We start from the raw sequence: 24183 nt of genomic DNA, 5'->3' as shown, positions 1-24183 counted from the left end.
GTTCCCGGGCACGCACAGCGACCCGCCCCGGCGTCACGAGCACCGGGGCGGACCGTCCACACAGGAGGATGAGATGGACTTCCGGCTCACCGACGAACAAGCGGCGCTGCGCGAGAGCGTGCGGGAATTCGCCCGCGAGGTGGTCGCCCCGGTCATCGCCGAGCACTACGAGCAGCACACCTTCCCGTACGAGGTGATCCGGCAGATGGGCAAGATGGGCCTGTTCGGCCTGCCCTTCGGCGAGGAGCACGGCGGCATGGGCGGCGACTACTTCGCGCTCTGCCTGGCCCTGGAGGAGTTGGCCCGGGTCGACTCCAGCGTGGCCATCACGCTTGAGGCGGCGGTTTCGCTGGGTGCGATGCCGATCTACCGGTTCGGCACCGAGGAGCAGAAGGCGACCTGGCTGCCCCGGCTGCTCAGCGGCGAGGCGCTGGCCGGGTTCGGTCTCACCGAGCCGGGCACCGGTTCGGACGCCGCCGGCACCCAGACGCGGGCGGTGCTGGACGGCGACGAGTGGGTGATCAACGGGTCGAAGGCGTTCATCACCAACTCGGGGACCGACATCACCGCCATGGTCACGGTCACCGCCGTGACCGGCACCAACCCGGACGGCTCCAAGGAGTTGTCGACGATCATCGTGCCGACCGGCACGCCCGGGTTCGCCGTCGCGCCTGGCTACTCCAAGGTGGGGTGGACCGCCTCGGACACCCACGAGCTGACCTTCGACGACTGTCGGGTGCCGGCCGCCAACCTGCTCGGCGCGCGGGGCCGGGGCTTCGCGCAGTTCCTGCGGATCCTCGACGAGGGCCGGATCGCCATCGCCGCGCTGGCCGTCGGCCTCGCGCAGGGCTGCGTCGATGAGTCGATCAAGTACGCGAAGGAGCGGCACGCCTTCGGTCAGCCGATCGGCGCCAACCAGGCCATCCAGTTCAAGATCGCGGACATGGAGCTGAAGGCGCACACCGCCCGGCTGGCCTACTACGACGCCGCGGCGCGGATGCTGGCCGGCGAGCCGTTCAAGCGGCAGGCCGCCATCGCCAAACTGCACGCGAGCACGATCGCGGTGGACAACGCCCGGGAGGCCACCCAGATCCACGGTGGGTACGGCTTCATGAACGAGTATCCGGTCGCCCGGTTCTGGCGGGACTCCAAGATCCTCGAAATCGGTGAGGGCACCAGCGAGGTGCAGCGCATGATCATCGCCCGGGATCTGGGCCTCTGAGTGGTTCTGTCGCACTGATCAACCGGTCGTTCCGAGCGGGTTGTCCGGACGGCTGTCGGGTTTCGGCGAGCGGGCGTCAATAGCCCGACGTTCGACTGCCGATGGTCGTAGTCGATCCGTACTCTTCCTGCCCATGACTCCGGATCATGACCGGTCGCGGAGCCCGGCTGGTCGTACCACCCTGCCGGAGCTGCTTCGCGGGCATCGACGCGCCGCCGGCCTGACCCAGGCCGAGCTGGCGTCCCGGGCCGGGGTGGGTGTGCGGACGGTGCGTGACCTGGAGCGCGGCCGGTCGATGCGGCCACAGCGCACCACTGTCGAGTTGCTCGCTGCGGCGTTGGCGCTGAGCGGCACCAGCCGGGCGGCGTTCCTGGCTGCGGCTCGTGGTGCCGAATCGGCTCCGCCGGACGCCTCGACGACGTTCGCGGTCAGCGGCACCACCACGTCGACGGCCGCTCCCGCCGACCCGCCGGTCGCACTCCCGCCACCGGTCGCGCTGATCGGTCGGGAGCGCGACCTCACCGAGCTGGCCGAGATGCTGACCGCGGAGCGTGGGCCCCGGTTGGTGAGCCTCGTCGGGCTGGCCGGCGTCGGCAAGACCGCCCTGGCGACGTCGGTGGCGCACCTGGTGGCCTCCGCCCATCCGGCCGGTGTGGCCGGGGTGCTGGTCGGCGAGGGTGCCGACGGGCCGGACGTGCTCGCCGCCTCGATGTCCGTACTCGGCGTGGCGCGGTTGTCCGAACTCGTGGCCCTGCTAGCCGGGCGGCCGGCGTTGCTGGTGATGGACGCGGTGGAGCGCTCCCCGGGCCCGGTGGCCGCGACCCTGCACCGGCTCATCGGCGCCCTGCCCTCGCTGCGGGTGCTGGTCACTGGGCGGCACCCGGTCGGGTTACCCGGTGAGCGGGTCTGGCCGGTCGCGCCACTCGACGTGCCACCACCGGACGCCGAACACTCCGGACCCTCGACATTGGGATCGTGGCCGGCGGTCGCGCTCTTCACCGCCCGGCTCGCCCAGGTCCGCCGGGAGCCGCCCACCCCCGCCGAGCTGCCGGCGCTCGCCGCGTTGGTGCGCCGGTTGGGAGGGCTGCCGTTGGCCATCGAGCTGATGGCCGCCCGAGGTCGACTCCTCGACCTCACCGAACTGCTCGAACGGTACGGCGACCGGGTGCTCGACCTCGCCACTCCTGCCGACGCGTCCGCCCACCCGGGCTGGGACGCATCGGAGGCGCTCACCCGCCGGGCCAGCCGATCCGACACTCGGGCGGCGGTCGCGGTCACCCTGCGGGACGCGGTGGCGTTCAGCTACCGCCTGCTGGCACCGGACGAGCGGGCCGCGCTGCGGCAACTCGCCGTCTTCGGCAACCGCTGGTCGGTGGAGTTGGCCGAGGAGATGCTCGCTGCCGAGGCCGACCGGGACGGCACGGTGGCGATCGATCCGGTTCCGCTGCTCGATCGGTTCGTCGAGTTGGGGCTGCTGAGCGTACGCGGCACCGGGTCGTTCCGGTTCCGGCTGCTGGACGCGGTCCGTGACTACGCCGTCGAGCAGGCGGCCGGTGGGGGTGAGCTGAACTGGATCCGGCGTCGGCATGCGGAGGTCATCGCGCGCCTGGTGGCACGCACCGCGAGCGACCTGGTCGGCCCCCGATTGCCGGATGCGGTGCATCGGCTGGACGAGATGAGCAGCGACATCAGCTCTTCGCTGGCCCACGCGGCCACCGACGACCCGTTGACCGCGCTGCGGTTGGCAGCCTGCCTGACCCGCTGGTGGCGGTTCCGAGGGCGCGATGTCGCCGGGCGGCAGTGGCTGCGGCGACTGCTGGCCGACCCGCGAACCGCCGAGGCCGATCCACTTCTGCGTGGCTGGGCCGCCCTCGGGGTGGCCCGGCTCGCGGCCGAGCACGGCGCGGGTGCCGAGGAGTTGTCGACGGCACGTGCGGCGTTGGACATCTTCCGGCAGGCCGGCGATGTCACCGGGGAGTTGGAGGCACGCAACGTCCTCGGCACCCTGTTGATCTCCGTCGGGCGGCAGGACGAGGCTCGCGAGCAGGCCGAGGCGCTGCTGCGGTTGGCCGCCCGCAACGGTCGGACCCGAGACCTGGCGGTGGCCCAGAACAGCCTGGCCTGGCACGAGATCCGCGCGGGCGACCTGGCTGCGGCCCGTCGCCGGCTCGCTGCGGTGGACCGACTCGCCGGCGAGAGTGGGGAGCCGCGACTGCGGGTGCTGGGCTGGGCCAATCGGGCCGAGGTCGCCCGCCTGGAGGGCTGGTACGCGGACGCCATCGATCGTGGCCGGAGGGCGATCGCGGCCTTGTCCGAGCTGGGTGACCCCGGGCGCCGCCGCCGGGTGCTCGGGACCGTCGGGTTGGCGCTTGCTCAGGACGGGCGTGTCGCGGAGGCGACCGAGGTGCTTACCGAGTTACGGGCCGGGCGAGTAGAGGTCCTGCCGATGCGGCCGACCGTGCCGCGACCGCGCTCGGATGACGCGGCGCTGGCCTGGGGCGGGCCGGAGGCCGGGCTCTGTGCGCTGATCGAGGGGAATCTGGCGCTGCACCGGGGTGACCGGGAGTTGGCTGCCGAGTGGTTCGCCGCCGCCGCCGACGATGCCGGTCAGGATCGGCGCGACGTGGTGGAGGCGCTGGTGGGACTGGCTGCGAGCACCGCGGACCCGGCGGTACTCGATCGACTGGACCGGGCCTGTCTGGAGAGCGGCATTCGACTGCTGCCGCAGGAGTCGGGACTGCTCTATGCGCTGACCGCCGCCCGGGGCGGGCCGGCAGCCCAGTAGCTGCGACGGAGCAGGAGCCCGGGGCCTGGTCGAGGATGATCGGGGACGGGAGTGGCGCGGGCGAAGAGCCCCCTTGGTGCTACCCCTCGCTGATCGCCCGCGCCGTCACCCCCCGGTGATCCCCGGTGCGGGAAGCCTGCCACCGCCGCGCTGGCGGAAAGTCTGCTTGGACCGAATCATCCAGCTTGGCTAGGTCAGTTCTGCCGGTCTTTCTGCCGGTGCCTCAGTGCTGTCGGGCGGCGTTGTCGGCAGTGGCGGCCTGCTCCGGGTCGACGTCGTCGCTGCCGGCGGTGGCACACGGATGCGCGGCGTCGCGAACCCGGCGTAACCCGTCGAGGAGGGCCGTCAGCGCCTCAGGGTCGAGCTGGCCAGTGAACCACTGCTCGATCATCTGCAGATGCCCGGGTAGCGTCTCGTTCAGGCGTTGTAGCCCGGCTGCGGTGACCACCGCGTACGAGCTGCGACGGTCGTTCGGGCAGGCCCGTCGCATGAGCAACCCGTCACGTTCCATCCGGTCCACCACGCGCGTCACTCCGCTTGTCGACAGGGAGGTCTGCGCGGCGAGATCGGTCATGCGTAGTTGGTTGCCCGGCGAGCGGGCCAGTCGGGTGATGACCTCGAACTCGACCGCGGAGAGGCCGTGCTCCTCTAGTTGGGCATCGAACCGGGCGGACAGCCCGGCGTGTGCCTCGAAGAGCAGGCCGACGGCGGTGATCCGGGGATCGTCGAAGACGTTGGTCACCCGTTCATCATAGCAGTACTTGACACGGGGAATGTTGTTGCGGTTATATTTGCTCAAGCAGTCGTTGGGCTACTAAACATTCTTCTGGAGGACAGCAGCATGACCAGCAGCATCGATGCGGTTACCCGCGACTGGGACGGCCTTGTCATCCCGGCGGCCGGCACCTACGCGCTGGACGTGGCGCACAAGCGGGTCGGCTTCGTTGCCCGGCACATGATGGTGAGCAAGGTTCGCGGTGAGTTCAGCGACGCGACCGCCACCATCACCGTCGCCGAGGACCCGCTGCAGTCGTCGGTCGCCGCGACCATCCAGGCCGCCAGCATCGACACCACCCAGGCCGACCGGGACGCGCACCTGCGCAGCCCCGAGTTCCTGGACGCCGAGCAGTTCCCGACGCTCGAGTTCCGCAGCACCGGGGTCAAGTCCCGTAGCGGCAACGAGTTCGTGCTCACCGGTGACCTGACCATCAAGGGCGTCACCCAGCCGGTCGAGCTGGAGGTGGAGTTCGAGGGTGTCGGCCGCAGCCCGTTCGGCCAGGACATCTTCGGCTTCTCCGCGAGCACCGAGATCGACCGTGAGGCGTTCGGTCTGACCTGGAACGTCGCCCTGGAGACCGGGGGCGTGCTGGTCAGCCGCAAGATCAAGATCGAGATCGAGGGCGAGGCCGTCCGTCAGGCCTGATCCGCTCGGATCGCCGGAGGGCCAGGGGGGATCCTCCCGGTGAGCCGGTACGCAGGGCCCGCGCCGTACGCCGGCGCGGGCCCTGCGTCGTCTCGCTCGTGGTAATTGTCACGAGTTGTTCGCGCCGCCATCGGGTCCAGCCGGTCGACGACGGGGTACAGATGGCGCCACGAGCGCGTCCGCTCCGGTCTAGATCGGATCATCGCCGTCGGCCTCTGGCCTCGGTCAGGTGGGCGCTCTTACCGTGGATGCTTCACAAAGCGCTTCCGGGACGGCAGGATCCGGACCGCGCCGGCCGTCGGGAGGACACATGGGCAGGGACGTCTCAGAGGGCGCCTTCACCCGGGATGATCGCGTCCGATATCGGCAGAAGGTGCGGCGATGCCTGGACGTCTTCGCCCTGATGCTCGACGACTTCGGGTTCGACGCAGACCGGCCGATGACCGGTCTAGAGATCGAGCTGAACCTGGTCGACTCGGCGGCCGAACCGGCGATGCGCAACGAGGAGATCCTCGCCGACATCGCGGACCCCCTCTTTCAGACCGAGTTGGGGCAGTTCAACCTGGAACTCAACGCCGAGCCTCGACTGATCGAGGGCACCGGCTTCGCCGACTACGAGCACGACCTGCGCGGCAGCCTCTCGCGGGCCGACGAGCGCGCGGCCCGGTCCGACGCGAAGATCGTCCTGGTCGGCATCCTGCCCACCCTCACCGAGGGGCACCTGGTCGAGGACAACCTCTCCACAAACGAGCGTTACCGGGTGCTCAACGACCAGATCGTCGGCGCCCGGGGCGAGGACATCGAGCTGGACATTCGCGGCGTCGAGCAGTTGCGGACGCACACCGACTCGATCGCCCCCGAGGCCGCCTGCACCAGCCTTCAGTTCCACCTCCAGGTCGCGCCGGACAGCTTCGCCGACTACTGGAACGCGTCCCAGGCCATCGCCGGGGTGCAGGTGGCGATCGGCGCGAACAGCCCCTTCCTGTACGGCCGCCAGTTGTGGGCCGAAACGCGGATCGCCCTGTTCCAGCAGGCCACCGACACCCGCCCGGACGAACTCAAGGCCCAGGGCGTACGGCCGCGGGTGTGGTTCGGCGAACGGTGGATCACCTCGATCTTCGACCTGTTCGAGGAGAACGTCCGGTACTTCCCGCCGCTGCTGCCGATCTGCGAGGACGAGGACCCGGTGGAGGTGCTGCACGCAGGCGGTGTGCCGCAGCTCGGGGAGCTGCGGCTGCACAACGGCACGGTCTACCGGTGGAACCGTCCGGTCTACGACATCATGAACGGCCGTCCGCACCTGCGAGTGGAGAACCGGGTGCTGCCGGCCGGTCCGACGGTGGTGGACATGCTGGCCAACGCGGCCCTCTACTTCGGGCTGGTACGCGGTCTGGCCGAAGCCGATCGTCCGATCTGGAGTCAGCTCACCTTCAGCTCCGCCGAGGAGAACTTCCACGCCGCCGCCCGACGTGGCCTCGACGCCGTGCTGCACTGGCCCGGGCTCGGCGATGTGCCGGTCACCAAGCTGGTCCTGGAGCACCTGCTGCCGATCGCCGCTGCCGGTCTGGACGGGTTCGGTGTCGCCCCGGCGCAGCGGGACCGGCTGCTCGACATCATCGAGCAGCGCTGCCGTACCGGCCGCAACGGTGCCGTCTGGCAGACCGAGACGGTCTGGGCGGCGGAACGGCACCACGGCATGGACCGAACGGCCGCGCTACACCACATGGTGCAGCGCTACGCAGAACTCCAACGCACCAACAAACCCGTCCACACCTGGCCAGTCCCCTAACCCCGACCCGCGCCACGCAACACCGCTGCGCCACGCACGCCGATCTTGCAGTTCGGTTGCCGAAAAGCGCGAAATGCCCCCTACGTCGGGACGGTAGGTGCAGATCGGCGCGGGTGGGGGCGGATCGACGAGGCAGTGCGGTTAGAGGGGCAGCCGCTCCGCCTGGCGCAACGGTGTTGCCCGTTACTTCCGGGGCCGGGGTCGGGCGGGTGTGGCTGGGTGACGGGTTAGTCGGTGGTGGTGGGGCGGCGGGGGGAGCGGGCGCGTCGGGCGGCTGGGGTCGGGTTCTCCGTCGCTGCCGGTTCGGTGGGGCGGGCCGGAATCGGGAGGTCTGGGTCCGTCCGTGGCGCGGGCACCTGTGGTACGGCGGTCGTCTCGCCGGGCAGCGGGCCAGTCCTGGGTGTCTGCGGTGCGGAGTCGGCCCTCCTGCGCCGTGCTGCGGAGCTGGTCGTCGAGCCGGGGACCGATGGCCCGGAGTCGGTCGTCGAGTCGGGGACCGATGGCGCGGAGTCGGCTTCGGCGACCGGGGTCGGGGTGGCCATCGTGTCCGCAGCGGCCGCACTCCGCCGGGCCGAGCGACTCCGCCGGGCCGGGTGGCTCTGCTCGGCCGGGTGACTCCGCTCGGCTCGCTCGCCGAGGAGGGCGGCCAGCATCGAGCCGCCGATACCGGCGATCACCGCGTACGGGGCGATCAGTTGGGTGGACAACTGCGCAGGACCCAACGTCGACCAGTGCGGCAGGGTAGTCAGGTAGGCGAGCGCGACGAGCAGCGGGCCGGCGGCACCGGAGGCCGCCGCGCCGACGAGGTGCCCGCCCGAGCGGGCGACCCGCCGCGCGGCCAGTACGCCGATCAGCAGCGCGGGCACCAGTGCCAGCACCGCGCCAGGCCAGTAGAGCTGGTCGCCGATCCAGTACCGAGGGTGGTCCGGTACCAACTGCCAGGTGCCGAGTTGCGCGCCGGTCAGCCCTCGTCCGACGCGTACCCCGTCAATCACCGAGACCACCGCGAGCAGCCAGAGCCAGGCGGCCGTCGCGGTCACGTTGATCGCGGCGGCTCGGGAGCGAAGCGCCCAGAGCGCGACGAGGACGCCGATCAGGATGCCCAGCGTGGCCTGGACGGCGGCGGTCCGTTGTGGTGCGCCGGTGTCCGCGCCGGTCGCGACCCGCGCGGGTACGGCGATCAGCAACACTGTGACCAGCCCGCCGAGTGCGGCGCCGAGCGCCAGGGAAACCCGCCGCAGCAGGCCGTGACCGCCGTGGGCGGGCACCTCCGGGCGGGCGGCGTCGACGGCCGCTGGACGCCCATCGCCCGGGGTCTCGTGCTCCGGCGCGGTCGTGAGGTCAGGAGATTGCGGCTCGGCCTTCGTCGGGGCGCTTCGTTGGTGGAGTCGCTGCGCGCAGACCGCGCCGAGCACTGTCGAGCTGGCGGCGAGCCAGGTGGCCCAGGCGAGGCCGTCCGCCCAGGCTGTGTCGGTCGCCCCGGCATCGGTGGGTGTCCAGGTGATGACGCCGAGCCCGTAGCCGAAGCCCAGTTGTGCGGCGCCCGCTCCGGCAGCGACTCCGATCGACGTCGCGATCGACACTCCCCAGCCCTGTCTGGCCATGCCGGGCAGCGTAACGTCCCGTCGTCGGCGCGGCGAGTCGCAACGACCCGCCGGTGTGGACCGCCGGTGCGGCGAATTGGGCGGCGGGCGGTACGGTCGCCGGTGATGAGGCGGTGGGTATGACGGACACGAACACGGGCCAGCAGAATGCCGCCGGTGGCGGTGCGGGTCGGGCGAGCGTCGTGCTCGGTGGCGGGTTGGCCGCTGTGCTGCTCGCTGCGATCGGTGCGACCGGTGGCTGGATGCTGGCCGGGGAGGAAGACGCACCCGCTGGTGACCCGTTGGCTGTCGCGACCACGGCGGGTACGCCGACCGGTCGGGCCACCGCCCCTCGCCCGACCAGCGGACGGCCGACGCCATCGGCCGTCCAGACCTCGGCCACCCCGACCAAGGGGAGCGGTCTGACCGTGCCGCCGGTGCTCGGCGTCGACTTTGAGCAGGCCCGAGACCTGCTACGCAAGCAGCGGTTGGGTTGGCGGTTGGTTTTCGGTGGCGGCGTCGGTCGTGAGGTCGAGAGCACCGCACCGGCCGTGGGCACCGAGGTCGCCCGGGGGACGACTGTGCAACTACAGGTCGCCGGGCCGGCGCCAGCCGCCGAGGTGCCGGATGTGGTCGGGAAGAGCTGCGCCGACGCCGCCGACGATTTGATCGACGAGGGCCTCTACCCGAGCTACGCCAGCGGGCGCAACGGGAAGGTCAAGCGGCAGGAGCCGGCCGAGGATGGCCCTGCCCGGTGGAACGACGAGGTCAGCATCTGGTGTGGGGCGGGTTCGGTCGACCAGCCGACCACCAAGCCCACGCCCTGACTTCCGGGCCTCTCGGCGCGTACCCGCGGCTCTGCCCGTGCCGGCAGTCGGCGCGGCTCGGCACGCTGATCCCCACCGACGGCCGTGTGGGCGACTAGGTTGGCGGTCGAGGGCCATGACGCCCGCCCGGTTCGGGAAAGGACGTGCGATGAGCGACGACCGCCAGGAGCCTCCCGCCACGGACCCGGACGAGACGGCACCGATCGATCGGACTGTCCCGGTTCGCCCCGAGGCATCGCCCGACCAGACCATGCCGATTGATCGTTCCGCCGGGGTCCAGCCGGGCCCGCCGGCCGACCAGACAGCGCCGATACCGCCGGCCAACCGGACGACGCCGATACCACCGCCGTGGTCCGGGCGGGCCGAGGTGCGTTCGCCCCAGCCGGCCGACTCCGCCGGAGAGTGGTACGTCGAGGAACAGGGTGGTCGGCGTTGGTGGTTGCCGATCCTCTGGGGCGTACTCGCGCTGTTGCTCGCCGGTCTGCTCGGAGGCGCGCTCTGGTTGGTGCTCTCCAAGCAGGATGACGACCGGGACGATCCCGGCTCCACCCCGTCGCTTCCACCGACAAGTGCCCCTAGCGCTCCCCCGACCAGCGCAGCCCCCACCTCGGCGGCACCCAGCAGCGAGACGCCGAGCAGCCCGGCGACCACAAGCGCACCCGCCGAGGTGCCGGTGCCGCCGCTCGTCGGTCTGCCGCAGGCCACCGCTGAGGGCTTGTTGGATCGGCTCGGCCTGGCCTACCGGGTGGTATACCGCACGTCTGAGCTGCCGCCGGGGACCGTGGTGAGCACCGAGCCGGGGGCAGGCGCGCCGGTGTCGACCGACGACGAGGTGCTGTTGGTCATCGCCCGGGCCCAGCCCTCGACCGAGGCGAGCCCGACCACGCCGAGCCCCACGGTGACCAGCACGCCGTGACCGCTGGTCACCACATCCGGCGGCGGGTGCCGACGAGGCCGAGGCCGGCCAGCGAGATGGTGAGGCCGAAGATGCCGGACCAGAACAGGGAGCGGCGGACGTTCGTGGCGCTGTGCTCGGCCGGAGCTGCTTCGGTGAGTTCCTGACGGCCATGGGACTGGCCGCCGGCACCGAGACCGGACGCCGGCCCCGTCGGGTCGGCACCTGCGGCGTTGTCGCCCAGGCCGTCGGTGTCGGTCCAGTCGGGTTCCTCGGAGACGCCGTCGCTCGTCGGCGGGTCGGAGTCGAGCACGGTGATCTCCGGTGCGGGCACCGGTGCGGTCAGCCGGGTGGACGACATCGCCGGGTCGCGGACGAGCACCACGAGTGTCGTCATCGCCGCGAGGAGGGCGAGGAATCCAAAGGCATAGGCGATACGGGAGCGGTGGTGCCGCCGCAGGGCGGGCTGATTGACCATGACCATCCCAGGGTCAGGGTCCTGGACGAGCGGGTGGAACGGTGCCGGGGTGGGCGTACCAATTCTATGGTGACGGCACGCCCACCGGCGGCGGATCGGGTCGGTCAGCCCACCCGGACCGGGGTACGCGCGACCGGCCGGCGGGCCCGCACGGTGTGCGGGCGGGGTTCGGGAGCGGCCTGCAGCTGTTGCAGACCTGCCCGCTGGACGAAGATCGACCGTCGGGTGACCGCGTCGCCCGCGGCGTTCAACTCGTAGCCGTCGAGCCAGAGCCAGCCGTCATAGGTAGGCCAGTCGAGCACCCGGATCACCCGGAACTTGATCGGCCTGAGGAACTGGACACTCGCCGCGCGAGTCACGTGCAGTACGTCACCGGTGCGGGGAAGCACATGGGCTCCTGGGGAGGATCGGCCGGCGGTCGCGCCGGCGGTGCCTGAACGGGGGACGTCTCGGCCGGTGACGGGGTCGTGCCTCGTGAACCGGTGGTGCGAATGGTGGTGGTCGGGCCGTACTCCGCTGGTGACGTGCCGCCACCCGACCACCACCCGGTTGCTTCCGGGAACCGCGCCCGCCGCCGCAGCTTGCCGGCTTGCAGCGGCGGGGTCCTTACCCCGGAGCAGGTCTCGTTGTCGATGGCTGGGCCCGCGTCGTGCCCGGCTTCCCCGGGTCGGTGGGGTCACCACTCCGAGGGACCGAACAGAGACGCTGAGTGATCCGAGCCATACGGACAGAGTGCATCAGGTACGTGCTTCATGCAAGTTGCACGTCGACTTTTGCCGATACGTGAGCGTGTCGCGCGAACGGCCTATTGAAGCCATCCGCGTGTGGGCGGCACACTGAGGGAGGTTTCGCCCGTCGCGGCCGGCCGAGGACCGGCACCATCCCCTTCGTCGCGAACGCTCGCCGGTCGACGGTCGCGCCCCCGGCGGGTGTCACCCAGTGGCGCGTTACCGGAGGTAGCCCGAGTGGGGTCGAGCAGCCAGTGGCGGGGACCAGTGACTCACGGGTTTCGCGATGAGTGAGCGGCGCAGCCCCACCATCAGACGGCGACGCCTCGGGGCCGAGCTGCGCCGCCAGCGGGAGTCCGCCGGCATCACCATCGAGGTCGTCGCCGAACAGTTGGAGTGCTCGGCCTCGAAGGTCTCCCGCATCGAGACCGGGCACACCACGGCCACCCCTCGCGACGTGCGGGACATGCTGCGGATCTACGGCGTGGTCGGTGCCGAGAGCGACGAGCTGGTGCAGATCGCAAGGGAGGCCCGCCAAAAGGGCTGGTGGCATCCGTACAGCACGGTGCTCGTCGGCGCTTACGTCGGGCTGGAGGCGGCAGCGAGCTCGATCCGGGCGTACGAACAGCAGGTCGTGCCGGGCCTTCTGGAGACCGAGGAGTACGCCGGTGCCATGATCCGCGCCGCGCGGCCGGACTTCACCGCCGATCAGGTGCACCAAAGAGTGCGTGTCCGTCTGGGTCGTCAGTCGTTATTGACCCAGGACGATCCGGTCGATCTGTGGGTGGTGCTCGATGAGGCGGTGGTAAGTCGGCCGGTGGGCGGGGACGAGGTGATGCGCGGCCAACTCAAGCGGTTGGTCGAGGTGGCCGAGTTGCCGAACGTGACGCTGCAGATCCTGCCCTTCGAGGTGGGTGCGCACGCCGGCATGGACGGCACGTTCACGATCCTCAGCTTCCCTGAGCCCGGTGATCCGGATGTTGTGTACGCGGAGAACGCCACGGGTGGGCTTTTCCTCGAGAAGAGCGACGAACTACAGAAGTACAGCTTCATCTTCGATCACATCCGCGCTGCGGCCATACGTCCGGAGGAGTCCGTCGCACACATCGCAAAACTGGCAGAGGAGCCGTTGTGGAAATGGCGACCAAGGGGTTCCCCGTGGACCTGACGCAGGCAGCATGGTTCAAGAGCTCGAAGAGCGGGCCGAACTGTGACAACTGCGTGGAGGTGGCGTACGTGACGGGGGCGGTTGGCGTCCGGGACTCGAAGGACAAGTCGGGCCCAGCCCTGGTCTTCGCACCGGGTGACTGGGACGCCTTCGTCACCGGCACCCGAGGTGGTGTGTTCGGCGCAGTCTGACCGAGTGGGTCAGTGAAGTCCCCGTCCGGTTCGCCGGGCGGGGACTTCGCCGTGTCCCCCACGGGTGCCGCAGGCGTTCGTGTCGCGGCAGTGGTCGGCGAGGTTCCGTCGGGAATCCCGTCGCCACAATGCCCCTCGTCTCGTTGAACCGGTCGGTACGGCGCTGGTCGAAGATCCGCCGCACCGACCCGCAACCGAGCGAGTAGGCGAGACGGATGACGACGATCGGTTCAGACAACCTCACCACCGGTCCGGTAAAGCCGGAGCGGTTCGGTGGCAAGTACCGCGGCGCTCGTCGGGACACGGTTCTGACCGAGGTGGTCTCGACCGACCAGGAGTTGAGCGGGCGGGAGGGAGCTTCCGAGACGACGGATCCTCCGCTCTCGCTGCCCTCGCTGGACCCGAACCCGCTGATCGAGCCGTCGTTCCCGCCGGCGGGCTGGCCGATGGAGCCCGCCGAATCCCTGGCGGACCACCCGTTGCTGCGTGGTCTGCTGATGGAGTTGCCACCGAAGGGCACCGTGCCGTCGCAGGATTGGCTGGACCGCTGGTTCGAGGCGACCAGGTCGATCCTGGAGTTGCTATATGTGCAGGGGGCCAGCCGTCCGCGTTGACGGTGCGGCGGCGGGCTGAGCCCGCTCGGCGAAGCGGTTGTGGCGCAGCGCGTGCCGAACCCCGATGGCGATCACCCCGAGCGCGCCCACGGTGATCGCCGGCCCGGTGACGCCGGGGTCGGCGCCGAGGTCGGCGCCGAGGTCGGCGCCGGCCGCCGCGATCACCGCCGGCACCGTGGCCAGGGCGGTCACCTGAAATGGCAGCCCGACGAGCGGGTGGGCGGCGGCGGCGCGCAGCCCGTGCGGCGCGGGTGTGGCAGGGGCACTGACGAACGCGCCCGCACCCGCCCGCAGCCGGCGAATCCGTCGTACGGAGCAGACCGTCGCCACGAGCGCCGGGCCGGCGGCCAGGGTGAGCCCGGCGGCGGCCTGGTCGATCGGCGCGGTGCCGGCACTGAGCAGCCCGCCGCCGAGCACCGCCGCGGTGAGCGCCACGCCGGTGATAGCCAGCACCAGCAACCACCCGGTACGCCGGCGCAGCATGCGGGTGTTGCGCAGCAGGGGAAGGCCGTCGGCAACGACGCCAGCGGCCAGCCAGACGGCGGCGACCGGGATCAGGATGGTGAGCTGACTCTCCATGTTCGAGAGTCTTTCCCGAATCCCGGCGAGGCGAATCCGGGCCTGTCCCCCGTTCGCCCCGGACGCCGGGCCCGTAGGGGGTCATCACTCGAAGGTTATGGACGTTTCGACATGTTCAACCGCCCGATGGCTGACTTACCCTCAGCTTGATCGGCAATGGTCGATTGATTTTGCGACCGGTGGTCACGTTCCACCGCCGGTCAGAGGGAGGTAGGAGATGGGTCTTCCACGAAGGTCCGTACTGATCGGGGTGGCCACGGCGACCGTCCTGGCCGTCGGCACCCCGGCCCTGGCCGCCGAACCCGTCGGGGTGGTTCGGGCCGCTGGCGGAGCCACCGCCGTGCCGGACAGCTACATCGTCGTACTCAAGGACAGCGCCGTGGCCCGGGACCGGGTCGGCGACACCGCGAAGCGGCTCTCCGGCCGCCACGGTGGCACGGTGGCCCGCACCTACGGCGCGGCGCTGCGTGGCTTCGAGGCCAAGGTGAGCGCGGCTGCGGCGGCGCGGATCGCGGCCGACCCGGCGGTGGCGTACGTCGAGCAGAACCACACCGTGTCGATCTCCGGTACGCAGGCCAACCCGCCCTCCTGGGGACTGGACCGGATCGACCAGCGCAACCTGCCGCTGGACAGCTCCTACACCTACCCGAACACGGCGAGCAACGTGCACGCCTACATCATCGACACCGGCATCCGGTTCTCCCACAACGACTTCGGCGGCCGGGCCACCTCCGGCTTCGACGCGGTCGACGGCGGGTCGGCCGACGACTGTAACGGGCACGGCACGCACGTGGCCGGCACCGTCGGCGGGTCCGCGTACGGGGTGGCCAAGGCCGTCCAACTCGTCGGCGTGCGGGTGCTGAACTGCTCCGGCAGTGGCACCAACGCCGGTGTGATCGGCGGCGTCGACTGGGTCACCGCGAACGCGATCAAGCCGGCGGTGGCGAACATGAGCCTCGGCGGCGGCGCGAACACCTCACTTGACAACGCCGTTCGCAACTCGATCGCCTCGGGCGTCACGTACGGCCTGGCGGCCGGCAACGACAACGGCGCGAACGCGTGCAACACGTCGCCGGCGCGTACCACCGAGGCCATCACGGTGGGCTCGACGACCAGCTCGGATGCCCGCTCGTCGTTCTCCAACATCGGCACCTGCCTGGACATCTTCGCGCCCGGCTCGTCGATCACCTCGGCCTGGTACACGAGCAACACCGCGACCAACACGATCAGCGGCACCTCGATGGCCACGCCGCACGTGGTCGGGGCGGCGGCCCTGGTGGCCAGTGCCAACCCGACCTGGACCCCGGCTCAGGTTCGCAACCAACTGGTGGCCAACGCGACCCCCAACGTGGTGAGCAACCCCGGCTCGGGTTCGCCGAACCTGTTGCTCTACGTGGGGACCGGCACCACCCCGCCGCCGCCCACCGGCTGCACCGGCACCAACGGCACCGACGTGTCGATCCCGGACGCCGGCTCGGCGGTGACCAGCTCGATCACCATCTCCGGCTGTGGTCGCAACGCCTCCTCGGCCTCCACCGTGGCGGTGAACATCGTCCACACGTACCGCGGTGACCTGGTCATCGACCTGCTCGCCCCGGACGGCAGCTCGTACCGGCTGAAGAACAGCAGCACCTCGGACAGCGCCGACAACGTGAACGCCACGTACACGGTCAACGTGTCTGGTGAGGCCGCCGACGGCATCTGGCGGCTCCAGGTGCGAGACACCTACTCGGCCGACACCGGCTACATCAACACCTGGACCCTGACCGTCTGACCGGTCGTCCACGACCGAGGCCCCACCCAGCGCAAGCCGGATGGGGCCTCGTGTCGTACGGATCGGGTTCAGACCGAGAAGGTGGCCGGTCGCTCGGTGGCCGGAGCTGGCGGATGGGCCTTCCACAGGCCGGTCTTCTGCGCCGCGAGCCGGGTCAGGTAGGCCGGGTTGAGGATGACGTAGCGACGCCAGAGCCGCTTCGGCTCCAGGCCGAGGCGCCAGAACCACTCCAGGCCGGCGCGCTGCATCCACGGCGGGGGCTGACGCAGCAGCCCGGCGTGGTAGTCGAAGGCCGCGCCGACCGCCATCATCGGCATGTCGAGGAGCGGCCGCATGGCGTACGCGAAGACCTCCTGGCGCGGACAGCCGAGCCCGACCAGGACCAGCCGGGCACCGCTGGACCGGATTCGGTCGGCGATCTCGGCGTCCTCGCCGGGCTGGACGGCACGGAACTTGGACGGCTCCGCCCCGGCGATCTTCAGCGCGGGGAACATCCGCTCCAGGGCCGGGATGAGCCGGGCGAGGGTCTCCTCGGTCGAGCCGTACAGGTAGACCGGTAGCCCTTCGTCGGCGAAGCGCGACAGCACGTGCAGGGTCAGCGTCGGCCCGTACACCCGGTCGGTGAGCCCGGCGTGGTGCAGCAGGTTGAGCGCCCAGCGCACCGGTTGCCCGTCCGGCGTGACCACGTCGAAGGAGTTGAGCCGCGCGTTGTGCGCAGGGTCGAGCACTCCGGTCATCACACCGTGCACGGCCAGGGCGGTCAGTGCGAGCGGACGACGCTCGTGCGCCGCCGTCACCACCGCGTCGGTCGCCGTGTCGTAGTCGGTGGCGTCGACAAGTACGCCGAGCACGTTGCGCTTGGTCCGCGCGCTCATGGCTGGGCCGCCCACTTGTCTACGTTGGCCTCGTAGATCTCCCGCAGGATCATCGGCACGTCGTAGGTGATCTTCCAGTCCGGGTATTGCGCCTCGAACCGGGCCATGCTGCTGACGTACCACTGGTGGTCGCCGGTGCGGTTCTGCTCGACGTAGTTGATCTGCGCCTCGCGGCCGGTGATCTCCTCGGCGATCCGGAACGCCTCGATGTGGGAGGTGTTGGAGTGTCGCCCGCCGCCGAGGTTGTAGACCTCCCCGGATCGCGGAGCCCGGAAGAACGCCTCGAACGCGGTCAGCACGTCGTGCGAGTGGATCGCGTCCCGGACCATCTTGCCCTTGTAGCCGAACAGGTTGTATGTGCGGCCCTCCATGACGCAGCGCATCAGGTAGGCCAGGAACCCGTGCAGCTCGGCCGCGGAGTGCGCCGGGCCGGTCAGCGTGCCGCCCCGGAAGCAGGCGGTCTTCATGTCGAAGTAGCGCCCGTACTCCTGGACCATCACGTCCGCGGCGACCTTGGAGGCGCCGAAGACCGAGTGCAGCGAGTGGTCGATCGACATCTCTTCGGTGATGCCCTGGTACCAGCGGTGGTCCTCGGGCAGCTCGTACCGTGTCTCCAGCTCGATCAGCGGCAGGCTGTTGGGCCGGTCGCCGTAGACCTTGTTGGTGGAGCAGTGGATGAACGGCGCGTCGATCGCGTGCCGGCGGGTGTTCTCCAGGATGTTGAGCGTGCCGCCGGCGTTCACGTCGAAGTCCGTGTACGGCTCCTTGGCGGCCCAGTCGTGGCTCGGCTGCGCGGCGCTGTGGATCACCACGGCGATGTCCGGGCCGTACTTCTTGAACACCTGCTCCAGGCCGTCCCGGTCCCGGATGTCCACCGCGAAGTGGGTGTACGCGTTACCCAGGTCACGGCTGAGCCGTTCCAGGCTCCATGATGTGGAGCCGTCCTCGCCGAAGAAGTACCGGCGCATGTCGTTGTCGATGCCGACGACATCCAGACCGAGGCCGGCGAAATGCCGGACCGCCTCGGAGCCGATCAGTCCACCCGACCCTGTCACCAACGCGACACTCACACGCCACTCCTGGTCCATCGGAGGCAGAATCCATCGGAGCATAGCGTGACGTCCGGCACGCCCCGATATGACGGAAGGGCCCCGCATCAAGCGGAGCCCTCGTCGTTGGTGGGGATGGGGGGAGTTGAACCCCCACGCCCTTTCGGGCACACGGACCTGAACCGTGCGCGTCTGCCATTCCGCCACATCCCCGTGGCACAACCCGGAACACTCTAGCTGCCCCGGCCCCGCTGTCTCCAGCGGGCCCCGGGAATACTACGCTGTTCCCGACGCTCGCCACGAGCGATTACCGTTCGTGGCGGTCGAAAGATTAGCACGACAGTCCCGGCCCTTCCGAATGGGTCGGGAGCAGGCGGCCGAGCGGCGTGTGAGCTGCGCGCGCGCCGGCCGGATACCATCATGTCCTCGGGACCCGAGGAGGAGCCGGTGAGCGTGCTGCAACGCTTCGAGAAGCGTCTGGAAGGCCTGGTCGAAGGGGCCTTCGCCAAGGTCTTCAAAGGGGTGGTCCACCCCGTGGAGATCCTCAACGCCATGCAGCGGGAGGCCGAGGCGCACAAGGCGATCCTGGCCGGTGGGCGCACGTTGGTGCCCAACCGCTACGTGATCGATCTCTCGCCGTTCGACCACAGTCGGCTGGCGCCGTACGCCGCTGCGCTGGCCCAGGAGTTGGCCCAGTCGCAGGCGGAGTTTATCGGCGAGCAGGCGTGGACGGTCTACGGCGACGTGATCGTCGAGATCGAGCGAGGCGAGGGTCTGGACACGGGCATGTTCCGTGTCACGGCCGAGGTCTACACCGGCGGCGAGGTCGCTCCGGTGTCGGCACCCGGCTACGACGCCGGTCCGCCCGCCTACCCCGCGTACGACCAGGGCGGTGGCTACGGCCCGCCGCCCGGGCACGGTGGTGGTCGCAACGTGCGACTGGTCTCCGGCGACGGTCGCACCTACCCCCTTCAGATGGGGTCGACGGTGATCGGTCGCGGCGACCAGGCCAACCTGCGTCTGCCCGACGTCGGCATCTCCCGGCGACACGCCCGGCTGGATTTCGACGGGGGCCAGGTCGTGCTGACCGATCTGGGCTCGACCAACGGCACCATGGTGAACGGGCAGCGGGTCTCCGCCGTCGCGCTCAACCCTGGTGACATGGTCCAGCTCGGCACGACGACGCTGACCTTCCGCGTGGACGGCTGACCCGCCTTGCCGGAGCTGGTCATCACCGTTGCCCGATTCGGGTTCCTGATCCTGCTGTGGATCTTCGTGTTCACGGTGGTCGGTGTGATCCGCCGCGACCTCTTCGCGGGCGCCCGGTCCGGTCGCCTGGTGGCCGCGCCACGAGCGGTGGGCGCCTCGACGGGGCAGGCGGCCAAGCCGGCGAAGGTGAAGCGGGGCAGAGCGGCGCACCAGCTGGTGGTGACAGCCGGTCAGCTGGCCGGCACCAAAATCACTCTCGGTGAAGCGCAGATCACCATTGGTCGGGCTGAGGACTCCACCCTGGTCATCACCGACGACTACGCCTCCGCGCGACACGCCCGGCTCGTGCCGCGTGAGGGGCAGTGGTACGTCGAGGACCTTGGCTCGACTAACGGGACGTACCTCGATCGCGCTAAGGTCTCCGGACCAACCCCCGTCCCCCTCGGCGTGCCGATCCGGATCGGCCGCACTTCCCTCGAATTACGGCCATGACTCTGACCCTGCGCTATGCGGCCCACAGCGACCGCGGTCTGATCCGAGACGGCAATCAAGACTCCGTCTACGCCGGGCCGCGGTTACTCGCCGTTGCCGACGGCATGGGCGGTATGGCCGCCGGTGACGTCGCCAGCAACATCGTCATCGGTGCCATGGCGCCGCTCGACGAGGACGTCCCTGGGGATGCTCTCGTCGATGCGTTGCGTTCGGCCGTGGGCACCGCCAACCAACAACTCCGCGACACGGTGGACGCCAACCCGCAGCTGGAGGGGATGGGCACCACGCTGACGGCGACCCTCTTCACCGGCAGCAAGCTGGGGATGGTCCACATCGGCGACTCGCGGGCCTATCTGCTGCGCAACGGCGAGTTCGCGCAGATCACCAAGGACGACACGTACGTCCAGATGCTCGTCGACGAAGGCCGGATCAGCGCCGAGGAGGCGAGTAGCCACCCGCAGCGGTCGCTGCTCACCCGTGCCCTCGACGGTCGGGACATCGACCCGGAATACTCGGTGCGCCAGGTCATGCCCGGCGACCGGTACCTGATCTGTAGCGACGGCCTCTCGGGTGTGGTCAGTGCCGAAACCATCGGCGAGAGCCTGCGGGAGTACACCGACCCGCAGCAGTGCGTCGAGCGGCTGGTGCAGCTCGCGCTGCGCGGCGGTGGGCCGGACAACATCACGGTGATCATCGCCGACGCCACGGATCAGGACATCGTCGAGGCGACTCCGATCGTGGGCGGCGCCGCCGCCCGGGACCGGGGAATGGCGACCTCCGCCGACGACTCGACTCCGGCCGCCCGAGCCTCGGCGCTCTCCGCGCCGCGTCCGGCCGTGCCGGAGGAGCCGGCGGCCTCCGACGACGACGCCGACCGGCCGAAGCGACGCCCGGTACGGACCGCCGCGATGGCGCTGGCCCTGCTGGTGATCGTCGGTGGTGGTGCCTTCGGCGGCTGGACGTACACCCAGCGGCAGTACTACGTGGGCGCCACCGAAGAGGGGCAGGTTGCCGTCTTCCGTGGTGTCCAGGGTCAGATCGCCGGGATGGATCTCTCCAGCGTGCACCGCCGCAGCGGCACCCGCCTGGAAGACCTCACGGTCGCCGCACAGGACACCGTCAAGGTCGGCATTCGGGCCAACAGTGAGCCGGACGCCGAGCGTCAGCTCGCCGAGCTGACCAGTGACACGCCGAGCAACCCCAACCTGAAGCCGCTCTGCCCGCTCGACACGACCGCCACCGGGGGCAGCACGCCGACGCCCACGCCGACGCCGACGCCAGTCGGTTCGACGCCGACCCCGAACGGCAGCCCGAGCACCAATGTGTCGCCGACCCCCAACGGGGTTGTCAGCGCAAGCCCGACCGTCGGCGCAACCACCGCTCTCGGTGGGGCCGGCGCGACCACCACACCCGACGTCACGCCCTCCGACTCGGCCACGCCGGCGCTCGACCCGGCCGGCTGCCGGTCTCCTGAGTGAGCGTCGGCTGAGATCCTGAGGACCCCACCCGTGACCGCAGCGGCCACACCGGCACCCTCGCCCGCCACCGCGGGCGAGCAATCCGGCGTACGCCTGGCGCGGTCGCGCCGCAACGCCGAACTGTCCCTACTGCTGCTCGCGATGGTGCTGGTGGCCGCGTACGGGGCGACCGTCGAGGCGAACCTGCTGGACACGGTCACCCCGGACTTCTGGATGCCCGCCGCCGCGCTCGGTGCGGTGTTCCTCGGGCTGCACCTGGTCATCCGGTTCCTCGCCCCGTTCGCCGACCCGGCTCTGCTGCCGGCGGTGGCCCTGCTCAACGGGCTCGGGGTGGGCTTCCTGCGCCGGTTCGACCTGGGCGAGGCGCCCGTGGCCGACCGGGAGAGTCTGGCCATCTTCGCCGGTGTCGGCGGCCGGCAGTTGGCCTGGACGCTCGGCGCGGTGATCCTCGCCGCCGCCCTGCTCGCCATCATGCGTGACCACCGCTCAATCTCCCGTTACGCGTACACCCTGGGGTTGGGCGGCATCGTGCTGGTGATGCTCCCGGCGGTGCTGCCGGCGAGCATCTCCGAGCGCAACGGCGCCAAGCTGTGGATCCAGTTCGGCAGCGTCTCCATCCAGCCGGGTGAGTTCGCCAAGCTGGCGCTGCTTGTCTTCTTCGCCTACTACCTGGTGCGCAAGCGCGAGGTGCTGTCACTGGCGAGCCGACGCTTCCTCGGCATCGACTTCCCGCGCGGGCGAGACCTCGGGCCGGTGGTCGGCGTCTGGCTGATCAGCCTCCTGGTGCTCGTGTTCGAGAAGGACCTGGGCACGTCGCTGCTCTACTTCGGCATGTTCGTGGTGACGCTCTACATCGCCACCGAACGGGTCAGTTGGCTGCTGATCGGCCTGGTCCTCTTCTTCGGCGGTGCGTACCTCGCCTACTTCCTCGGCTCGACGGTCGGTGGGCCGTTCGCCAACTTCTACCTGCGCGCGGAGATCTGGCTGGATCCGTTCGCCGACCCGACCGACAAGGGCTACCAACTCGTGCAAGGGCTGCTCGCCCTGGGCACGGGCGGGCTCTTCGGCGCCGGGCCGGGCGGCGGTCAGCCGGAGATCCTCCCCGAGGTGGAGAACGACTTCATCTTCGCCGGCATCGGTGAGGAGATCGGTCTCTTCGGGCTCTCCGCACTGCTTGTCGTCTACCTGCTCATCGTGGAGCGGGGGCTGCGCGCCGCGCTCGCGGTACGGGACTCGTTCGGCAAGCTGCTCGCCGGTGGCCTCGCGTTCACCCTCGGCCTCCAGGTCTTCGTGATCGTCGGTGGTATCAGCGGGCTCATCCCGCTGACCGGTCAGACCACCCCGTTCCTGTCCGCCGGTGGTTCGTCGCTGATGGCCAACTGGCTGCTCATCGCGGTGCTGCTGCGGGTCTCCGACGGTGCTCGTCGACCAGTCACCGGGGCCGGCGGTAAGGCCGCTCGGCCCAGCGGTGGCCCACCCGAGCAGCTGCATGGTGCCCTCACGGAGGTGATCAAGCCGTGAACGCACCCCTGCGCCGCGTCGGAGTCGTCGTCATGGTCCTGTTCGGTCTGCTCTTCGCGAACCTCAACTGGATCCAGGCCTACAAGGACGACGAGTACCGCTCCAGCGACTACAACGGTCGGGTCCAGGTTGCCGATTACAAGCGCAAGCGCGGCAACATCGAGGCTGGCGGCACCGCGCTGGCCACCAGCAAGGAGACCACCGGCAAGCTGAAGTTCCAGCGCAGCTATCCCGGTGGCGCCAAGTACGCCCACGTGCTCGGCTACAAGCCGGTCAACCTGGCCGACCAGGGCATCGAGCGGCTGGAGAACGACTTCCTGGCCGGCACCAGCGACCAGCTGATCGGTGACCGGTTGAAGGACATGTTCACCGGCGACGACACCGGCGGCGGCAACGTGCTGCTCACGCTCTCGAAGCGAGCGCAGGACGTGGCGTACGACCAGCTGCGCAACAACCAGGTCGGGGCGAAGCGGGGTGCGGCGATCGCCATCGACCCGCGTACCGGTGCCATCCAGGCGCTGGTCTCCATGCCCAGCTTCGATCCGAACCCGCTGGCCAGCCACGACACCAGCGCCGCGGCGACGGATTACGCCAAGCTGGAACAGGACCCGGACGGCCCGCTGAAGAACCGCGCGCTCTCCGAGACGCTGCCGCCGGGCTCCACTTTCAAGATCGTGGTGGCTGCGGCGGCCCTGGAGAATGGCGTCACCAAATCGACCCAGATCCCGGCCGGCCCTAGCTACACCGCGCCCACCTCGGGCACCCCGATCCGCAACGCCGTACCGTCGATCTGCCCGGAGCGGCAGGTCACCCTGATGGACGCGGTCACCGAGTCGTGCAACACCGGCTTCGCCCAACTCGGCGTGCGGCTCGGCGCCGACACCATCAAGGAGAAGGCCCGGCAGTTCGGCTTCGAGCAGGAGGACCTGACCGTCGGCCACCTCGGCGAGGGCGGCCTGCGCACGGAGGCCAGCCGGACCGGGGACATGCAGAACCCGGACGGCAGCACCGACCCGGCGGCCCTGGCGCAGTCCTCGATCGGCCAGAACAACGTCCGGATGACCCCGCTCGAAGGCGCCATGATCGCCAGCGCGGTCGCCCACGACGGCAGCCAGATGCGGCCGTACCTGGTGCGGCAGCTGCTCGCCCCGGACCGGACCACCAGCTACTACACCGCGAATGCGCGCGAGCTGCGTCAGCCCGTCAGCCCGCAGGTCGCCGCCGATCTGCGCGAGATGATGGTCAGCGTGGTCCAGGACGGCACCGGCAAGAAGGCCGCGATCAGTGGCTACACGGTCGGCGGCAAGACCGGCACCGCCCAGTCCGCCCCGGATCGGCCCGACCACGGTTGGTTCATCGGTTTCGTACTGGACAAGAACCGCAACCCCATCTCGGCGGTCTGCGTGATGCTTGAGCAGGCTGGCCCCGGCGGCAGCGCTGAGGCGGCCCGGATCGCCGGCCAGATCATGCGGGCCGCCATCGCCGACCCAGGGGGTCGTTGAC

The 24183-nt window shown here is 70.3% G+C and carries 22 protein-coding genes and 1 tRNA gene; 15 read left to right on the top strand and 8 right to left on the bottom strand.

What is annotated here, in order from left to right; translation table 11 throughout:
* Positions 1-73 precede the first annotated feature (73 nt).
* Positions 74-1222: an acyl-CoA dehydrogenase family protein gene (locus IF46_RS0107850; protein WP_030487616.1), complete on the top strand. Its 1149-nt coding sequence runs from the start codon at positions 74-76 to the stop codon at positions 1220-1222.
* A 133-nt stretch (positions 1223-1355) separates the two neighbouring features.
* Positions 1356-4007, top strand: coding sequence for an ATP-binding protein (locus IF46_RS0107845; protein WP_030487615.1), 2652 nt, complete (start codon positions 1356-1358; stop codon positions 4005-4007).
* 223 nt (positions 4008-4230) lie between these two features.
* On the opposite strand, the gene IF46_RS0107840 is transcribed toward IF46_RS0107845, so the two are convergent.
* The gene (locus tag IF46_RS0107840; protein ID WP_030487614.1) at positions 4231-4749 is read right to left on the bottom strand and encodes a MarR family winged helix-turn-helix transcriptional regulator; all 519 of its coding nucleotides are present in this window, start codon (positions 4747-4749) and stop codon (positions 4231-4233) included.
* A gap of 99 nt (positions 4750-4848) precedes the next feature.
* Here IF46_RS0107840 and IF46_RS0107835 point away from each other — a divergent pair, with 99 nt between their 5' ends.
* Positions 4849-5430 (top strand): YceI family protein, encoded by a 582-nt coding sequence (locus tag IF46_RS0107835; protein WP_030487613.1) that lies wholly within the window; start codon positions 4849-4851, stop codon positions 5428-5430.
* Positions 5431-5740: 310 nt separating this feature from the next.
* Positions 5741-7219 carry a glutamate--cysteine ligase gene (locus tag IF46_RS0107830; protein ID WP_030487612.1) on the top strand — a complete coding sequence of 493 codons (1479 nt, stop codon included), beginning with the start codon at positions 5741-5743 and terminating at the stop codon, positions 7217-7219.
* Between the two features lie 227 nt (positions 7220-7446).
* Here the strand turns inward: IF46_RS0107830 and IF46_RS0107825 are convergent, their stop codons facing one another.
* Positions 7447-8823 carry a hypothetical protein gene (locus IF46_RS0107825; RefSeq protein ID WP_030487611.1) on the bottom strand — a complete coding sequence of 459 codons (1377 nt, stop codon included), beginning with the start codon at positions 8821-8823 and terminating at the stop codon, positions 7447-7449.
* A 119-nt stretch (positions 8824-8942) separates the two neighbouring features.
* Between IF46_RS0107825 and IF46_RS0107820 the strand changes: the two genes are divergently transcribed.
* The gene (locus tag IF46_RS0107820; protein WP_051723765.1) at positions 8943-9629 is read left to right on the top strand and encodes a PASTA domain-containing protein; all 687 of its coding nucleotides are present in this window, start codon (positions 8943-8945) and stop codon (positions 9627-9629) included.
* 148 nt (positions 9630-9777) lie between these two features.
* Positions 9778-10545, top strand: a complete 768-nt coding sequence (locus IF46_RS0107815; protein WP_084597817.1) for a PASTA domain-containing protein — start codon at positions 9778-9780, stop codon at positions 10543-10545.
* A gap of 7 nt (positions 10546-10552) precedes the next feature.
* On the opposite strand, the gene IF46_RS0107810 is transcribed toward IF46_RS0107815, so the two are convergent.
* Both IF46_RS0107810 and IF46_RS0107805 read right to left on the bottom strand, forming a co-directional pair.
* Positions 10553-11008, bottom strand: a complete 456-nt coding sequence (locus IF46_RS0107810; protein ID WP_030487608.1) for a hypothetical protein — start codon at positions 11006-11008, stop codon at positions 10553-10555.
* A gap of 98 nt (positions 11009-11106) precedes the next feature.
* Positions 11107-11391 (bottom strand): hypothetical protein, encoded by a 285-nt coding sequence (locus tag IF46_RS0107805; RefSeq protein WP_030487607.1) that lies wholly within the window; start codon positions 11389-11391, stop codon positions 11107-11109.
* A 625-nt stretch (positions 11392-12016) separates the two neighbouring features.
* On the opposite strand from IF46_RS0107805, the gene IF46_RS0107800 reads away from it, so the two are divergent.
* The 3 genes from IF46_RS0107800 to IF46_RS0107790 all read left to right on the top strand — a co-directional run bounded on the left by IF46_RS0107800 (position 12017) and on the right by IF46_RS0107790 (position 13703).
* Positions 12017-12898, top strand: coding sequence for a helix-turn-helix domain-containing protein (locus IF46_RS0107800; protein ID WP_030487606.1), 882 nt, complete (start codon positions 12017-12019; stop codon positions 12896-12898).
* A complete protein-coding gene (locus tag IF46_RS0107795; protein WP_030487605.1) occupies positions 12868-13089 on the top strand; it encodes a DUF397 domain-containing protein in 222 nt (73 codons plus the stop codon). The genes IF46_RS0107800 and IF46_RS0107795 overlap by 31 nt, the downstream gene beginning before the upstream one ends.
* A gap of 215 nt (positions 13090-13304) precedes the next feature.
* Positions 13305-13703 (top strand): hypothetical protein, encoded by a 399-nt coding sequence (locus IF46_RS0107790; protein WP_030487604.1) that lies wholly within the window; start codon positions 13305-13307, stop codon positions 13701-13703.
* Here IF46_RS0107790 and IF46_RS0107785 read toward each other — a convergent pair.
* Positions 13671-14282 (bottom strand): hypothetical protein, encoded by a 612-nt coding sequence (locus IF46_RS0107785; protein ID WP_030487603.1) that lies wholly within the window; start codon positions 14280-14282, stop codon positions 13671-13673. The two genes, IF46_RS0107790 and IF46_RS0107785, sit on opposite strands and share 33 nt — an antisense overlap.
* A 217-nt stretch (positions 14283-14499) precedes the next feature.
* On the opposite strand from IF46_RS0107785, the gene IF46_RS0107780 reads away from it, so the two are divergent.
* Positions 14500-16056, top strand: coding sequence for a S8 family peptidase (locus tag IF46_RS0107780; RefSeq protein WP_030487602.1), 1557 nt, complete (start codon positions 14500-14502; stop codon positions 16054-16056).
* Between the two features lie 68 nt (positions 16057-16124).
* Here IF46_RS0107780 and IF46_RS0107775 read toward each other — a convergent pair whose 3' ends face one another.
* From IF46_RS0107775 to IF46_RS0107765, 3 genes are all read right to left on the bottom strand, one after another.
* Positions 16125-16931, bottom strand: a complete 807-nt coding sequence (locus tag IF46_RS0107775; RefSeq protein ID WP_030487601.1) for a WecB/TagA/CpsF family glycosyltransferase — start codon at positions 16929-16931, stop codon at positions 16125-16127.
* On the bottom strand, positions 16928-18043 hold the full coding sequence (locus IF46_RS0107770) for an NAD-dependent epimerase/dehydratase family protein (RefSeq protein WP_030487600.1): 1116 nt from the start codon (positions 18041-18043) through the stop codon (positions 16928-16930). Before IF46_RS0107770 ends, IF46_RS0107775 begins: the two co-directional genes overlap by 4 nt.
* A gap of 64 nt (positions 18044-18107) precedes the next feature.
* Positions 18108-18193: transfer RNA gene (locus IF46_RS0107765), tRNA-Leu, on the bottom strand.
* Positions 18194-18400: 207 nt separating this feature from the next.
* Here IF46_RS0107765 and IF46_RS0107760 point away from each other — a divergent pair.
* From IF46_RS0107760 to IF46_RS0107740, 5 genes are read left to right on the top strand one after another with little or no spacing between them, the layout of a single operon-like run.
* Positions 18401-19189 carry an FhaA domain-containing protein gene (locus IF46_RS0107760; RefSeq protein WP_007454122.1) on the top strand — a complete coding sequence of 263 codons (789 nt, stop codon included), beginning with the start codon at positions 18401-18403 and terminating at the stop codon, positions 19187-19189.
* Positions 19190-19195: 6 nt separating this feature from the next.
* Entirely contained in the window at positions 19196-19681 is a 486-nt protein-coding gene (locus IF46_RS0107755; protein WP_030487599.1) for an FHA domain-containing protein FhaB/FipA, read from the top strand.
* Positions 19678-21159: a PP2C family protein-serine/threonine phosphatase gene (locus IF46_RS0107750; RefSeq protein ID WP_030487598.1), complete on the top strand. Its 1482-nt coding sequence runs from the start codon at positions 19678-19680 to the stop codon at positions 21157-21159. Before IF46_RS0107755 ends, IF46_RS0107750 begins: the two co-directional genes overlap by 4 nt.
* Before the next feature lie 30 nt (positions 21160-21189).
* Positions 21190-22680, top strand: coding sequence for an FtsW/RodA/SpoVE family cell cycle protein (locus tag IF46_RS0107745; protein WP_030487597.1), 1491 nt, complete (start codon positions 21190-21192; stop codon positions 22678-22680).
* On the top strand, positions 22677-24182 hold the full coding sequence (locus tag IF46_RS0107740; RefSeq protein ID WP_030487596.1) for a peptidoglycan D,D-transpeptidase FtsI family protein: 1506 nt from the start codon (positions 22677-22679) through the stop codon (positions 24180-24182). The genes IF46_RS0107745 and IF46_RS0107740 overlap by 4 nt, the downstream gene beginning before the upstream one ends.
* Position 24183: the final 1 nt, after the last annotated feature.

Source organism: Micromonospora chokoriensis, assembly GCF_000718555.1.
GTDB classification, from domain to species: domain Bacteria; phylum Actinomycetota; class Actinomycetes; order Mycobacteriales; family Micromonosporaceae; genus Micromonospora; species Micromonospora chokoriensis_B.
Note: the sequence above shows the minus strand (reverse complement) of the source record. Positions and strands in the feature narration are given on the sequence as shown.